Source organism: Caldococcus noboribetus (assembly GCF_055389385.1).
In genome coordinates, this window is record NZ_AP042475.1 from 1,263,532 (window position 1) to 1,276,953 (window position 13,422).

Below are 13,422 nucleotides of genomic sequence, written 5' to 3' on the forward strand. Positions count from 1 at the left end.
GGAGGCCACCGTGAACGGCTTCACTTGCCAGGAAGAGGCACAACTGCCGAGGCGTAACCAACTACCCAGTCCCTCTCTCCAGTAACGTCGCCGGAAGTGGCGTGCTTCAATATGACTGCCCTCGTGGCGCCCAGGCTTCTACCCATGTAAAGTAGGGTCATCGCCGGGCCAGGGCCGCACATAGTTATATCCTCAGCCTCAAGTACCCTGAAAAGCCCCTCAGGATCCAGGGACTCCACGTACCTCAGGGCCTCGTTGTCCTTTGAGAGGGTCACGTCATGGGGCTCGTAGTGATTCATGTCACTGCTGGCCACGAAGAGAAGGTCAACTCCGTTCTCATTCATTATCTTAACTAAGGCGTCGGCGAGGTCCTTGGACACCTCAGGGTTCTGAAGCTTTATCACTATGGGGACTAGCTTAAAGTTGGAGTCAAAGATGTATTGAAGAAACGGTATCTGAACCTCAACGGAGTGCTCGTAGAGGTGCGCCTCATTATCAAAGGTGAAGTACTTAGTATTTGTTATTATTAGCTTTTCGACCTCCTTGTCTATCTCAACAGTTCCAAGGGGGGTCTCCCACGCATCCCCCTGCCAGAGCGAGGCGGCCTCGCCAAGGCCCGTATGGTTAGGGCCTGCCACCACAACTACCTTAGGTGCTCCCTCCTGGGCCATGTTATAGTAGCTGTGCGCTGCCACGGGGCCGCTGTACATGTACCCGGCGTGGGGAACCAGGTAGCCAACGCTTGTTCTGTTTCTTGAGGGCGACACCTGGGGGAGCTTTCCAGGCCCAAGCCTGTGAAGGAAGCTCGACTCTATCGACTTTATGAGGTCATTTCTGTCGGCCGGGTAAAAGCTGCCGGCGTGGGCAGGCTTCCTTACTTCCTGCACTACCTCTTCACCTGGGCTAGCTAGGCGGTCAAAATTTAAACAGTTAGCTCCTGCCCTTATCATCGTTTGCCCTAACTATGGGGGGAGCAGTTCCCTCCCTTACCTTCATGTGCTTGGCCAGGGCGCCAGAGGGCCTGAGGGCTGAGAGCACGGTTGCCACAACTAGAAGTCCAAGGGATACGTGGTAGGCGAAGGCCTGCGCGTTGAGGTAGCTTATCATCAACGATGGAGGAAGGTGGCCGCTCAGCGTGCCAACGAAGAGTTGGTATACATAGTACGCGGGCAGGGCAGCCGCCACCGACGTCAAGGAGACAGCGAAGCTTAGTATCATGCCTGTGTTCCTAAATGTGGTCAGGGTTCCAGAGGCAACGCCGTACCTCTCCCTGGGAGCTGACGATATTACGGCGGTCGTGTTTGAGGGCCAGAAGAGGCCGCCTCCAAGGCCATAGATGCCCTCCACCATGGCAACCCACCAGAGCGGGGTGCCCACGCTCATCATGGCCAGCAGGAGCAGCGCAACCCCCTGTATAATGAGGCCCGCCGTGGCTATCGGTCTTGGGCCATACTTGTCTGTCAGCCTGCCCCCTATGGGACCGGCTATCATGTTGACGGCTGCCATGGGTATTATCAGGTAGGAGGCAGTCAGCACCGGCAGGCCGAATATGCCCTCTAGGTAGAACAGGAGGAGGAAGTTGACGGCAAACATGGCCAGGCTCTGCACGGTAGCCGTAAATATAGATGCAGTGAACATCCTGTTGTACTTGAACATCCTGAGGTCTATTATGGGGTCCCTAACCTTATACAGCTCCCAGAATGTGAACACCGCGAGCAGCGGGGGCGCCGCTGCAAACGACAGCAGCGTGTACATGTCAGTCCACCCTCTCAGAAGGCCGAACGTGAAACCAAGCTGAAGCGCGAGTATGCCCATTGTGAACAGGACGGCGGCGGGTACGTCGAAGCTTTCACCGGCTCTCCTGAACCTGGTCTCCCTGAGGGTCACGTAGGCCCAGACGGTCCCGAAGATTCCTATGGGGACGTTGATTAGGAATATCCACCTCCATGTAGTATATGTTATTATTAGCCCTCCTAGAATTATGCCGAGCACTGTGCCCGAGGACCACACTATGGAGTTTATGCCGAGGGCCCTGCCTCTCTCGTTGACTGGGAATGCCTCGGAAATTATTGCAAGCGAGTTAGAGAGCATCATGGCTGAGCCTATGCCCTGCAGGGCCCTGAACATGACCAGCTCAAGGCCGCTCTGCGACAGAGCCGAGAGCAGGGAACCTATGGTAAACACTGCGAAGCCAGCGTTGTAGATCTTCTTCCTCCCGTAGGTATCGCCAACCCTGCCGAACGTGAGTACAAGGGAGGTGTTAGCGAGCAGGTAGGCCACGACTATCCAGACTATGGTAACATAGTCGGCGTGAAGGTCCTCAGCTATGGGGACTAGGGCCAGGAGCACGACAGTGCTATCTATGGCCGACATCAGTGAGCCGACGCTCGTGACTGACAGCGCCTTCCACTTGTACTCCAAGCTGGCCGCCCTGAGCATTAAGCTAACCGAAATATCTTATACCTTACTATAGGCTTTTGTGGTTGCACAGAGCTTAAAAACTAGACCGAAAGCCGAGAGTTCTGGTGGGCCCGTAGTCTAGATTGGTTAGGACGCCGCCCTGACACGGCGGAGGTCGCCGGTTCAAGTCCGGCCGGGCCCACCACCTGCTCGGTTAGGCCATGTAAATAGCGGATATTATGAAACAGAGGGGGTCCTCACTAAATACTTTAAACGACGCAAGACCTTTTGGCTGAGGGGCCACAGTGAAGCTGCTAGTATTAAGTGATGCGCATGGAAACTCGTACGCTTTACGGGCTGTCATTAACTCCGAGAGCTACGATCAGGTGCTATTTCTTGGGGACGCAGTGGACTACGGCCCAAGGCCGAGCGAGGTAATAGATACTCTAAGGTCTGTGGGCGCAAGGGCTGTCATGGGAAACCATGATAACGCCCTGGTCCACGGCGTTGACTGCATGTGCGGCGAGGAGACTCACTGGGTGAGCGTCTTCTTCAGGGAGAACTACACGAAAAAGCTAGTTTCTGGTAGCGATTTAGCGTTCGTCAGTTCATGGCATGAACGACTGGAGCTCGACATGGGCCCCATGGGTAGGTCGCTGGCCGTCCACGGCTCCCCCTCAAGCCCCCTTTACGGCTACATATATCCATGGCTTGACGATGACACAGTGAAAAGAATGCTCGTGAGGAGCCTAAGGCTCTCGCACTCAGCTAACTACGAACCTGGCTATTCCCTGTACCTGGTTGGACACACGCATTACCAGTTTGTGAGAAGGGTTGGGGGCAGCCTCCTCGTGAACCCAGGCAGCGTGGGCCAGCCAAGGGACGGGGACCCAAGGGCGGCCTACGCAGTGATTGATGTGGAGAAAGGAAAAGTGGAGCTAAAGAGAGTTAAGTATGATACCAGCCTTGTTGTCAGGGACCTTGAGGCCCTCGGGGTGCCGGAGCCCTACATGAGCGCCCTTAAGCTGATGTTCCTGGAGGCCAGGGTACCTTCAAGGGCTTCCAGGGGCTCAGCTAATTAACGTCCTAGTCCAATGGGTCAGGTGGCCGATGAGCGGTAGCGAACCGGCTGATGTGGTGATTGAAAGCTCTCGTGCGAGGCCAAAAAAGGGTACCGGTCTGAGGCGCTTACCTGAAACGCCAAACCAAATAAAAGGAAGCGTTAGCTTAACCTATGTAAAGTATGGGGCCTCCGTAAACCTCGTCAAGGAACGCCTCGGCGCCCTTTATATCATCAACTACGTCTGCCAGGTCCTCCTTCTTAATGTTGTAGAACTGGGCTGCCAGAGGGCAGGCATATATCTTGAACGAGTCCCTGTAGAGGTCCTTGAGCTCCTTTATCCACGAGTACCAGTCCTTGACCTTGCCGGAGCTGACGGACTCCTTGAGGTTCCTCAGGTAAGTCTCAACGTAGGGCCTGAAGTACTGAGGGAACGTGGTTAAATCTATGTCGTCAGTGCTCAGCTTGGGCAGGACGTCCTTCTTAAATGCCACTAAACCCTCGTTAACCAGGTGCACCCTGACGTCGTAGCCCATTGCAAGGGCCGTAGCCCCATATATTATTAGGCAGCATATCCTGTTGGAGGCGCCTGAGGCGAACACTATACCTAGTTTCCTCTTACCCTCGCCCAAGGCTCTCGCCGCTCTTTAGAAAGACCTTGGGAGCTATTATAACTTTCTCTATATAGAGTAAGCTAACGTCCGTAGGCCCTAGTCATGTCCCTGAGCCTCCTTGCAACCTTCCTGAGCCCATCGAAAGACGCCAGCCTCCACCTCCAGTTGCCTCCCATCGTGCCTGGGGTGTTCATCCTGGCCTCGGGGCCAAGGCCAAGCACGTCCTGCACAGGGAATATCGACACGTCAGCCACGCTCATCATGGCAAGCCTTATGAAGGCCCAGTTTACTTCCCTGGTATCCCTGAGCCCCATGTAATTCATGGCCTCACGCCTCGCCCTGGGGGAGGCCTCGCGGAAGAACCAGCCGACTATTGTGTTGTTGTCGTGGGTTCCCGTGTAAACGACGAAGTTCCTGCCGTAGTTGTGCGGCTTATAGGGGTTGTTCGGGTTGCCGTCCCAGGCGAACTGCAACACCTTGAGGCCAGGGAGTCCGAGCCTGTCCCTGAGCTGCACCACGTCAGGCGTTATGAACCCCAGGTCCTCAGCTATGAGCTGAAGCCTCGGCACCTCCCTCATAACCTGCCTGAAAAGGTCCTCCCCAGGGCCCCTGACCCACCTGCCGTTAACTGCAGTCCTCTCGCCCGCCGGAACCTCCCAGTAGGCGGCGAAGCCCCTGAAGTGGTCAAGCCTGACGGCATCAAAGAGCTCCGCGGCGTGGGCGAACCTCCTTATCCACCAGGAGTACCTCTCCCTCCTGAGCGACTCCCAGTCATAGACTGGCGTGTTCCACAGCTGCCCGGTCTTGCTGAAGTAGTCAGGCGGCACCCCAGAGACGTAGGTGGGCCTGAGGTCGCGGCCCAACTTAAATATGCCGGGGTTTGACCAAACGTCAGCGCTGTCATAGCTCACGTAAATTGGTATGTCGCCTATTATCCTTATGCCGAGCCTCCTGGCGTGCGCCCTGAGCGAGGACCACTGGGAGAAGAACTTGTACTGTATGAAGTACTCGAGCTCTACCCTGTCCTTCAGCTTCTCGCGCCAGGCCTTGAGCTCGCCCACCTCCCTGCGCCTAAGGCTCTCAGGCCACGAGGACCAGTCAGAGCCGTTAAAGTGCTCCCTGAGCGCGACGTAAAGCGCGTAGTCCTCAAGCCACCAGGAGTTCCTGTCAACGAACCTGTCGTAGTCGCCGCTCGGCTTAAACCTTGAGAAGGCCAGCCTTAGGAGCCTCATCCTGTGCTCATAGGCAAGCCTGTAGTCCACGCTGTTAGGCTCGCCCCGCGGGAGGGACGCCAGCTCCTCAGCGGTGAGGAGCCCCTCGTCTGTCAGCAGCTGGGGGCTCACCATTATGGGGTTCCCGGCGAACGCTGAGAGGCCGCTGTAGGGCGAGTTGTCGTGCTCCGGAGCGGTGGGGCTTAAGGGCAACACCTGCCAGTACCTCTGTCCAGCCTCCCTGAGCAGTTCAAGGAAGCTGTGGGCTGAGGGGCCAAGGTCGCCCACTAAAGGAGGGCCTGGGAGGGACGTTATGTGCAGCAGCAGGCCGCTACCCCTTTCCACTTAGCTTCCCAGCTGGAAATGCTGGCAGGCAAAGAAGTTTATTAAGAATTAAGAAAAGGGGTTACCTGCTCAGCTTAAGGCCAGCCCTTAGAGCCCTTATCGAGGCCCCTGAGGTTCCTGCGGATAAGAGCATGAGCGAGGTGAACGAGAGCGTCACTCCAAGGGACGAGAACGGCGTTATGCCCATGCCGAACAGGTAGTCTATGCCAGCCATGGAGCCTGGGGAGTACACTGCGCTGAGCGGGAGCCCCAGGGCAGCGTCAAGTATCATCGCGAGCGTCATAAGCCCCGTAATTACAGCAGCAAGCACATAAGCTGCCCTCATGGGCCTCAAGAGGAGCGCCACGCCCACTATCACGCTGAAGGCAGTGTAGGCTGCTAACAGGTAATAGTGAAGGGGGGCCGTGGCCTTAAGGGCAGGGTCAAAGGCCAGCAGGTAGCCCTCTGGGACGAGCGACAGCAACGACAGTGCCGGCGCCGACTTGCGCGGCCCGAGGAGCCCTAGGCCGAGGACCGCGGCCAGCGAAAGTATTACTACAACCACGAACGCGCCGAGCGGTGCAAGGCTTGAGCTTGAAGAGGGGGAGGGCGCAGTAGCGGTGTATGTGCTTGTGGTAGTTACTGTCTTCGTTGTGGTCACCATGGTCGTCGTCGCAACACTACTTGGCGTGGATGTCGTTGTCGTAGTCGTGGATGTCATCGTAGTTGAAGTATTGGACTTAACGTACACGTAGATGGTTGTTGACGAGCTTGAGGGGTCATCGCCCGTGGCGCTAATATTTATCTCGTAGACTCCAGGGGCTGCGTTGGCGGCGACGCTTATTGTCAGCTTGCCTGAGAACGTTGGGTCGCCTGACGAGGGTGACGCGGTGGCGCTGATATAGCTTGACGATGTTACTATCTTGACGTTAGTCCCCCACGTGTTGCCGCTCACGAGCTTAACTGTAAACGATATCGTCGTAGAGCCTCCTGGGTAAAGGGTAACATTGTTGTTGTTAACTACTACCTCCGAGGTCCCGTAGCCGTACTGGGCCATGGCCACGGAGGGCAGCAGGGCTATGAGGAGGGCAGCTATGAGGAAGGCTACTAGGAACCTCGTATTCCCACCTACGTCTCCCCTAGGGAGCCATGTGCTTATACTTATCTCTATAAAGAGAAGTGCCCTCCCTGCCCAGGTATAGCTGGGTATATACTATTTCAACAAGAAAGCGACTTTCCTAGGGAGAGCAATCATTTAAGTTAGCACTGACTATTGCTGTGGCGAATGCAGGCAAGAGGGAGCGACTTGCAGGAGCTCCAGGAGAGGTTGAGGAAGCTGAGGGAGCTTCAGGACACCATACTGAGCTGTAACAAATGCCCAAGGCTCAGGAAGTTTGACGTGGAGGTGGGGCTCAACCCGCCCAGGAGGTTCAGGGGTCAGACTTACTGGTCAAGGCCAGTTCCAAGCCTTGGAGACCCCCTGGCCCCCATAGTGGTCGTCGGCATGGCCCCTGCGCCTCATGGTGGCAACAGGACTGGCAGGATGTTCACGGGCGACCAGTCAGGGAACAATTTCTTCAGGGCGCTTTACGAGGCCTGCCTAGCCAATAAGCCGACGAGCGTCAGCAGGGATGACGGACTTCAGGTGTACCACGTTTATATAACTGCGTCTCTCCACTGTGCCCCGCCTGACAACAGGCCGCTGAGGGAGGAGGTCGACAACTGTTTTCCATACCTTAAGGAGGAGCTTAGCCTCCTGCCCAACGCCAGGGTCTTCGTGGCCCTGGGAAGGCTTGCATTTGACCAGCTCTGTAAGGCCTTTAACGTTAGGCTGGAGTTCAGGCACGGGGCCGAGTACAGGCTGCCGGACGGCAGGTGGCTCATAGCCAGCTACCACCCAAGCCCGAGGAACGTGAACACGGGGGCGCTCAGCATAGAGGACCTCAGGAACATCTTTGAGAGGGCCAAGCAGCTGGCCGGTATAGGTGATAAGTGTGAGAGGCCCAGCGGAGGTAATGCCTAACCTCTACGCGGGGCCAGGCTGCATAGACCTTGATGAATACGACATAAAGGTAGACGTGATCATAACCCTTGAGCCCTCATGTCCGGCGAGCGCCACAGTGCCTCAAGGGAGGTCTACCCCATAAGGGACATGGAGGTGGAGCCCATAAGCAACACGGCCTCCGCAATAAGTGCAATAGCGAGGCACCTTGACCAGGGCAGGAGGGTCTACGTTCACTGCTACGCCGGCTGCGGTAGGACGGGCACCGTGGTCTCAGGCTACCTGGTCCTCTTTCGCGGCATGAGCCCTGATGAAGCGGTCAGCGTCTTTGAGGGCGCTAGGGGCTGTGGGCCTGAGTCGGAGGAACAGCTGATGTTCCTTGACTTACTTGAGGTTATGAAGAGGAGGCTGGGGCCCTGGGGAACCATAAGGGAGCTGTCCCAGGGGATGGGGCTTGGCGACGTCCTCTCAGGCGTATGAGTGCATGGCTAACGCCTCAAGGCTCTCCCTTGGCGCCATCCTAGAGCCCCTGGCGCACCCAAAGCCCGGCGCCGTGACCAGGGTGGAGGGCCAGGAGGACAAGGACGTATTTGACTTCACGCTCAACCATGAGGCAGTGGAGAGGGGATCCTTTGCTGCCTGTATGGCAGCAGCGGAGGGAAATGAGGACCCTGTTGCTGCAGGCCTTGAGGAGTACCTGAGGGCCATTAAGGAGGTGGGGCTAAGGTCAAATGTGGGCCTGGGCCAGGCTCTCATGATAGTGCCCTTGGCCTCTGCATCGCTGGGCAGGCCTGACGTTAAGGAGCTCTGCAGGAGGGCCAGCGAGCTAGTAAGGAGGTCAACGCCAAGGGCCTCGGCCGCCTACTACAGGCTCCTGAGGCTCCTTGCGCCGTCGCACCTGGGCAGGTACTGGGGGCCGCTTCCTGACGTCAGTGAGGGCGAGCCCAAGGTAGGCCTTGGAGTTGTTTTAGGCATGGTCGATGATGTAACTTCTCAGGAGGTCGTTAACGGCTACAGGCTGACGCAGGCGGTGGCTGAAATTATAAGGGAGAAGGCCAAGGAGGGTCTTGAGAGTGCGGTGGTGTGGGCCTACTTATACCTAGCGTCGACAGTACATGACTCCCTGCTGGCCAGGTCCAAGGGCATCAGGGCGTCGCTTATAGCGGCAGCCGAGGCCTCATTGGCAGGCGCCTCGCTGAACCTAGCGTGGAGGTCCCGCGGCTGGAACCTGGGCTCTCTTCTTGACATCTTGAGCGCGGCCGTATCCCTGCTAGCCTATGAGGGCTTAAAGGGGTAATGTGGGGCAAAAAGGTGAATTGGATCGAGAATAAGAGTTTAAGACTTCGTGTCAAGTTAGCGACTGTAGCCTCATGGCCATGTAGTTGAATATGTTGCAGTAATGCCATCAGTAGTCGATACTACGATCTCCACTTCCGTGCCAGCCGCTGGCGTTATACTTAATGAACTACATGTAAAGTAGAGGGTAGCGCTTTTGTCTACTTGTATGGTTGTCGAGCTGCTAGGCAGCGGCGAGGAGGTGCTACATATGACGGAGGAGTTAGCTGCGAACTCAACTGCCATATAGTTGATGGTAGCCGTGGTTTCGCCTAAATTATCAACAGTTGCATATACTTTATAAGTACCGCTGGTAGGGCCAGAGATGTTTCCACCCACTATCTCCACCTTTGTGTATAAGCCCGCATTACCGCCGTGAACGCCGCCTATAAGGCCGCTGAGCCAAGCATATATGAGGACTGCTGCGGCTATCGCTATTATTATTAGCATGACTACTGCTACTATATCTGAAATAGACCTCCTGCTCCTAGCCATGCCTGGCGCCTATGATATTTATTAAAAGTGTGCCCTAAATATGTTTTTCTCTTTCCTTCTTTAAAAACACGCTTGGCAACGTGCGAAAGGTATTACCGGCTAATTCAAAAAGAGAGCCCTGGCAGCTTCCCAAGGCTTAGCGCACTATTAGTTAACTTAATCGAGCTTGCGCCGTCACTAAGGTCCGTGAGGGCCCTTATGGCGTCCACGTTCTCCGGCACCACTATGGACTCCTGGTGTACTGCCTGTATGAGGGAGACCTCCTCGCCCTTAACTGTTATACTTTCTTCAAACACCACTAGCTCAGGCACGTCCCCCCTTGGCCTTACATGCCTGGCGGCGTCAATGATCTGGGAGGTGCCCTCCACCCCTGACCTTGACGCGCTGACCACAAGTACCCTCGGTGACGACCTCAGGGCCTCAAGTACTTCCTCCCTTGAGGCCTCTCTCCTCAGCTTCATGGTAACGTAGTGGACGTGCATGAGGGTTGTCGGCACCACCACGGCGGCAGTAGTTATGTCGAGCCAGGGGAGCACGGTTCTTGCGTCGCCTGCGTGGTGGCTGGGAACCTTGGGCGGGCTGAGCACTATGGAGTTTATGGGGCCCCTCTTGACCTCGTGCATGTCGGCCGCCCTCCTTACCAGGAAGGCGTTGACCGACCTGACGCCTATGGCAGAGTTCACGGCGCATATGGACCTCAGGAGCCCCGTGGTGTTGCATGAGACTACCCTGGCGCTGTCCTTCCCTACGGCCTCGTCATAGTTGCACAGCGCGCTGAATGACACCTGGGCCACCGAGGCCTCCTCGCCTCCCTGGAAAACCGCCTTGACGCCGGCCTCCCTGTAGAGCTTGGCATATGTGGCGCCAACGCCGTCCGGGGTGGCGTCAACTATAACGTCGACCTCCCTCAGCAGGTCCCTTAAGGTCCCTTTGACCTCGAGCCCCGCCCTCCTAAACCTCTCGGCCTCGGCCTCCCCAGGCACGTAAACAGGGATCCCCGCGCTCATGGCCTGGAGGGCCGCGTAGTCCGGCTTAGTCTTCACCACGCCCACGAGCTCCATGTCGGGCTGAAGGCCTACCGCCCATGCGACCCTCCTGCCTATGGTCCCGTACCCGTTTACCCCAACGGCCACCTTGCCCCTCAAGGCCACCCTCCCCTGGCTATGAACTTTGAGTAGGAGTAGGCGAGGGCCTCAACGCCGGGCATCCTAAGCCCAGCGGCAAGGTAAAGCATTGCACCCCCGGCGGTGCTTGTGTAGCCCACCGACTTCCTCAGGTCCTCCTCGACCCAGGAGAGGGCTGCGTTGATGTGACCTCCGCCGACGAGCACGAAGGCCCCTGACTTCAGCGCAGCCTCAAGGAGGGCTACGGTGCCCCTCCTGAACCTTGGATCCTCAACAACACCCGCAGTGCCCTTAAAAATCACCGCGTCTGAGGCGTCTATGACGTCCCTGTAGGCGGCCACAGTCATGGGACCTATGTCCTTGGGCACCCCACTCAGCTCCTGCCCAGCCTCCTGGACCTCAACCTCACCGTCAGGCCTTTCAACGACATAGTCAACGGGAACCATAACCTTCCCCCTTTCAAGGACCCTCCTGGCCCCCTCGATAACTTCAACCCCAAGCGACTTAACTATGTCCTCCGCCGGCCCCAGGTACTGGCCGTAGGCCTTAGCGAACGCCAGGGCCACGAGGCCCCCGGTCATAACTGTTCCCTTACTAATCAGGTTTGGCATGACTTTAACTACGTCGTCAACCTTGGAGCCCCCCACGAAGAATGACCTTGAGCCCACGTCAAGCACCTTAGAGAGCCCCCTGAGCTCCGACTCCATGACTCGGCCCGCCACAGAGGGAAGAACGTACGGGAAGCCAGCTATGCTGGGCTGGCTCCTGTGGGCCGCAGCGAAGGCGTCGCCAACGTATACATCAAAGTGGGGGGCTAGCTCCCTGACCAGGATTGTCTTCACCAGCCTCTCGGGCTCGGCCTGCAGGTTCTCCTCCGCGAGGAGCCTGACGTTGTCAAGGACCAGGACTTCGCCGGGCTCGAGGGAGTCTATCATCCTGATGGCCTCAGGCCCCACGACGTCCTTCACGAACTTCACCGAGGTGCCCACCAGGGGCTCGAGCGCCCTGGCGTGCTGTTCAAGGTGATCAAAGTCGTCGCCTCCAGGCCTGCCCTGGTGAGCCATGACTACTACCTTTGCCCCGGACTCGTGGAGCTCCCTTATGGTCTTTGCGTGGGCCTCTATCCTGCTCCTGTCGAGGAGCTTGCCGTCCTTCATGGGGCTGTTTATGTCGACCCTTGCCAGAACCTTCTTCCCCCAGAAGTTGACGTCGTCCATGGTGCCTACTATAATTCCCCTGAACCTCACGTGAAGCAAGAGCAGCACCAGGCATCTTTCAGAACCAGAAATATAAAAATTTTGAAACAAGAGGCCTAACAATAATAGGCCTTGCCTCCCCAGGGGCCCTGAGTGAGGGAGTTGAGGATCAGCTGGTGCGGGCAGTCGTACTTTGTTATAAAGAGCAACGGCGTGAAGCTCGCCATAGACCCCCATGATGGCGACAGCCTGGGACTGCCTAGATGCGAACCCAACGCAGACTATGTCCTTGTGACGCACGACCACTATGATCATAATTCTGTAGAGACGGCCAGGGGGCCCAGTACTAAGGGTGTGGCCTTCTCAAGGGAGGGGTCATTCACTATGGGGCCGTTCTCGGTGATCGGCTTCAGGCTGCCTCACGACGCCGAGGGCGGATCTAAGTACGGCTGGACCGTGGCCTACGTCATTGGCGCAGAGGGGCTAAGAATAATGCACATGGGTGACGTGGGCGTGGGCCCCACCGATGAAATAGTTAGGTCCGTGGGCAAGGTCGACATTATTATGGTGCCAGCAGGCAATGTTACCACAGTAAAGCAGTCTGAGGCCCTTGAGTGGGCTGCACGGCTTGGCGCAAGGCTAATACTGCCCATGCACTACTGGGTCGCTGGATCCAACGTGCCCCTTGACCCACTGGATGTGATGCTCTCGCTCTGGCGCGGCGACGTCGTTAAGTTAAGCAGGCCATTAGAAGTTGAGCCAGGCAAGCTTAACGGCCCTGCCCTTGTAATACTACCCCTGGAAAGTGAGCAAAGTTGAGCAGGGCGCCACCCTTTGCTACAGGCAAGATAGTCAGCGACTATACGCCGCTGTTCCTATACTGGGAGAGGGCCAGGGCGGAGGGCAGGGAGGACCTGGTAGAGAAGTCCATGCTAAGCGAGGACGACTTTAAGTTTGTCGAGGGTCTGGTCAAGTCGTCACCCTCAATGACCCTGCTTGAGCTAGTGGACGCAATAATGACGAGGTTTCAGGGCAGGGTTGACCCAGGGGTCGCCTCGAGGGCCCTGGGGGAGCCCGAGGAGGTGGCGGTGGAGAGGCTCCTCTTTATAATAGCTGGGTGGCTGGTGGAGGCGGCCGAGTCTTTTATGATGCTGGGCCTGAGGTCCAGGTACCAGATGCCTAAGGATTAACCTTCTCGTCAACCTGCTCCGAGAACCTCCTTGAGGAGAGGGAGGCCAGGCCTACCTTAGCGGCTATCTCTGAAAGCTTAACCGAGAGCCTAGGGTCTATGACCCCCTTCTCCAGGGACCAGTTAACGTAGTCATCTATTCCATCAAGGAGCTCGGCAGCCACCATCCTTGAGATCTCCAGGGCCTCCTCAGGGCTCGCGGACTCTATGGCCCTTTCAAGTACCTTATCTGACGGGTGCGTCTCGCCCTTAAGGTACTTGCTTATGGCCGCCGGCGTCACGCCCAGCTCCTCGGCCAGCTGCCTCACCCCCCTTCCTGAGGCCATGAGCTCTATGATCTTCCTTCTGGTCTCTTTCCCTAGCAGGTGCACATAACTGGGCAATAGCAGCACCGTGGCTTGCTAGGCCATTAAGCTAATTGGGGTGTTAGAAACCGCCCGTGGGCCTTACGCCTTATAAATGCCTAGGCCAC

At 57.1% G+C, this 13,422-nt stretch carries 16 protein-coding genes and 1 tRNA gene; 8 read left to right on the forward strand and 9 right to left on the reverse strand.

Annotation, left to right across the window (positions count from 1 at the left end):
- Nucleotides 1-20: 20 nt before the first annotated feature.
- Nucleotides 21-887 carry an AmmeMemoRadiSam system protein B gene (gene amrB, locus ACZ5GQ_RS06760; protein ID WP_498856390.1) on the reverse strand — a complete coding sequence of 289 codons (867 nt, stop codon included), beginning with the start codon at nt 885-887 and terminating at the stop codon, nt 21-23.
- A gap of 43 nt (nt 888-930) precedes the next feature.
- Complete coding sequence (locus tag ACZ5GQ_RS06765; protein ID WP_498856391.1) at nt 931-2,421, reverse strand: MFS transporter; 1,491 nt, start codon at nt 2,419-2,421, stop codon at nt 931-933.
- 106 nt (nt 2,422-2,527) lie between these two features.
- On the opposite strand from ACZ5GQ_RS06765, the gene ACZ5GQ_RS06770 reads away from it, so the two are divergent.
- Nucleotides 2,528-2,605: transfer RNA gene (locus ACZ5GQ_RS06770), tRNA-Val, on the forward strand.
- 100 nt (nt 2,606-2,705) lie between these two features.
- Nucleotides 2,706-3,482: a metallophosphoesterase family protein gene (locus ACZ5GQ_RS06775; RefSeq protein WP_498856392.1), complete on the forward strand. Its 777-nt coding sequence runs from the start codon at nt 2,706-2,708 to the stop codon at nt 3,480-3,482.
- 145 nt (nt 3,483-3,627) lie between these two features.
- Here ACZ5GQ_RS06775 and ACZ5GQ_RS06780 read toward each other — a convergent pair whose 3' ends face one another.
- The 3 genes from ACZ5GQ_RS06780 to ACZ5GQ_RS06790 all read right to left on the reverse strand — a co-directional run bounded on the left by ACZ5GQ_RS06780 (nt 3,628) and on the right by ACZ5GQ_RS06790 (nt 6,672).
- The gene (locus ACZ5GQ_RS06780; RefSeq protein ID WP_498856393.1) at nt 3,628-4,092 is read right to left on the reverse strand and encodes a DsrE/DsrF/DrsH-like family protein; all 465 of its coding nucleotides are present in this window, start codon (nt 4,090-4,092) and stop codon (nt 3,628-3,630) included.
- Nucleotides 4,093-4,154: 62 nt separating this feature from the next.
- Nucleotides 4,155-5,630, reverse strand: a complete 1,476-nt coding sequence (gene malQ / locus ACZ5GQ_RS06785; protein WP_498856394.1) for a 4-alpha-glucanotransferase — start codon at nt 5,628-5,630, stop codon at nt 4,155-4,157.
- A 61-nt stretch (nt 5,631-5,691) separates the two neighbouring features.
- A complete protein-coding gene (locus tag ACZ5GQ_RS06790) occupies nt 5,692-6,672 on the reverse strand; it encodes a COG1361 family protein (protein ID WP_498856395.1) in 981 nt (326 codons plus the stop codon).
- A gap of 243 nt (nt 6,673-6,915) precedes the next feature.
- On the opposite strand from ACZ5GQ_RS06790, the gene ACZ5GQ_RS06795 reads away from it, so the two are divergent.
- From ACZ5GQ_RS06795 to ACZ5GQ_RS06810, 4 genes are read left to right on the forward strand one after another with little or no spacing between them, the layout of a single operon-like run.
- A complete protein-coding gene (locus tag ACZ5GQ_RS06795) occupies nt 6,916-7,632 on the forward strand; it encodes a uracil-DNA glycosylase (RefSeq protein WP_498856396.1) in 717 nt (238 codons plus the stop codon).
- Nucleotides 7,604-7,756, forward strand: a complete 153-nt coding sequence (locus ACZ5GQ_RS06800) for a hypothetical protein (protein ID WP_498856397.1) — start codon at nt 7,604-7,606, stop codon at nt 7,754-7,756. Before ACZ5GQ_RS06795 ends, ACZ5GQ_RS06800 begins: the two co-directional genes overlap by 29 nt.
- Nucleotides 7,711-8,091 (forward strand): protein-tyrosine phosphatase family protein, encoded by a 381-nt coding sequence (locus tag ACZ5GQ_RS06805; protein ID WP_498856398.1) that lies wholly within the window; start codon nt 7,711-7,713, stop codon nt 8,089-8,091. Before ACZ5GQ_RS06800 ends, ACZ5GQ_RS06805 begins: the two co-directional genes overlap by 46 nt.
- Nucleotides 8,066-8,908: a triphosphoribosyl-dephospho-CoA synthase gene (locus tag ACZ5GQ_RS06810; RefSeq protein WP_498856399.1), complete on the forward strand. Its 843-nt coding sequence runs from the start codon at nt 8,066-8,068 to the stop codon at nt 8,906-8,908. The genes ACZ5GQ_RS06805 and ACZ5GQ_RS06810 overlap by 26 nt, the downstream gene beginning before the upstream one ends.
- A 71-nt stretch (nt 8,909-8,979) precedes the next feature.
- Here ACZ5GQ_RS06810 and ACZ5GQ_RS06815 read toward each other — a convergent pair whose 3' ends face one another.
- The 3 genes from ACZ5GQ_RS06815 to ACZ5GQ_RS06825 form a co-directional block, all read right to left on the reverse strand.
- On the reverse strand, nt 8,980-9,441 hold the full coding sequence (locus tag ACZ5GQ_RS06815; protein ID WP_498856400.1) for a hypothetical protein: 462 nt from the start codon (nt 9,439-9,441) through the stop codon (nt 8,980-8,982).
- 104 nt (nt 9,442-9,545) lie between these two features.
- Nucleotides 9,546-10,592: a type II glyceraldehyde-3-phosphate dehydrogenase gene (locus tag ACZ5GQ_RS06820; RefSeq protein ID WP_498856401.1), complete on the reverse strand. Its 1,047-nt coding sequence runs from the start codon at nt 10,590-10,592 to the stop codon at nt 9,546-9,548.
- Entirely contained in the window at nt 10,583-11,830 is a 1,248-nt protein-coding gene (locus ACZ5GQ_RS06825) for a phosphoglycerate kinase (protein ID WP_498856402.1), read from the reverse strand. The genes ACZ5GQ_RS06820 and ACZ5GQ_RS06825 overlap by 10 nt, the downstream gene beginning before the upstream one ends.
- An 84-nt stretch (nt 11,831-11,914) precedes the next feature.
- On the opposite strand from ACZ5GQ_RS06825, the gene ACZ5GQ_RS06830 reads away from it, so the two are divergent.
- Nucleotides 11,915-12,580 (forward strand): MBL fold metallo-hydrolase, encoded by a 666-nt coding sequence (locus tag ACZ5GQ_RS06830; RefSeq protein ID WP_498856403.1) that lies wholly within the window; start codon nt 11,915-11,917, stop codon nt 12,578-12,580.
- A complete protein-coding gene (locus ACZ5GQ_RS06835) occupies nt 12,577-12,951 on the forward strand; it encodes a hypothetical protein (protein ID WP_498856404.1) in 375 nt (124 codons plus the stop codon). The genes ACZ5GQ_RS06830 and ACZ5GQ_RS06835 overlap by 4 nt, the downstream gene beginning before the upstream one ends.
- Here ACZ5GQ_RS06835 and ACZ5GQ_RS06840 read toward each other — a convergent pair.
- Nucleotides 12,941-13,342 (reverse strand): helix-turn-helix domain-containing protein, encoded by a 402-nt coding sequence (locus tag ACZ5GQ_RS06840; protein WP_498856405.1) that lies wholly within the window; start codon nt 13,340-13,342, stop codon nt 12,941-12,943. The two genes, ACZ5GQ_RS06835 and ACZ5GQ_RS06840, sit on opposite strands and share 11 nt — an antisense overlap.
- Nucleotides 13,343-13,422: the final 80 nt, after the last annotated feature.

Excerpts from the sequence above, each read along its gene's own strand:
- ACZ5GQ_RS06805 (WP_498856398.1), top strand. The coding sequence starts at position 7,711 with ATGTCCGGCGAGCGCCACAGTGCCTCAAGGGAGGTCTACCCCATAAGG.
- ACZ5GQ_RS06815 (WP_498856400.1), bottom strand. The coding sequence starts at position 9,441 with ATGGCTAGGAGCAGGAGGTCTATTTCAGATATAGTAGCAGTAGTCATG.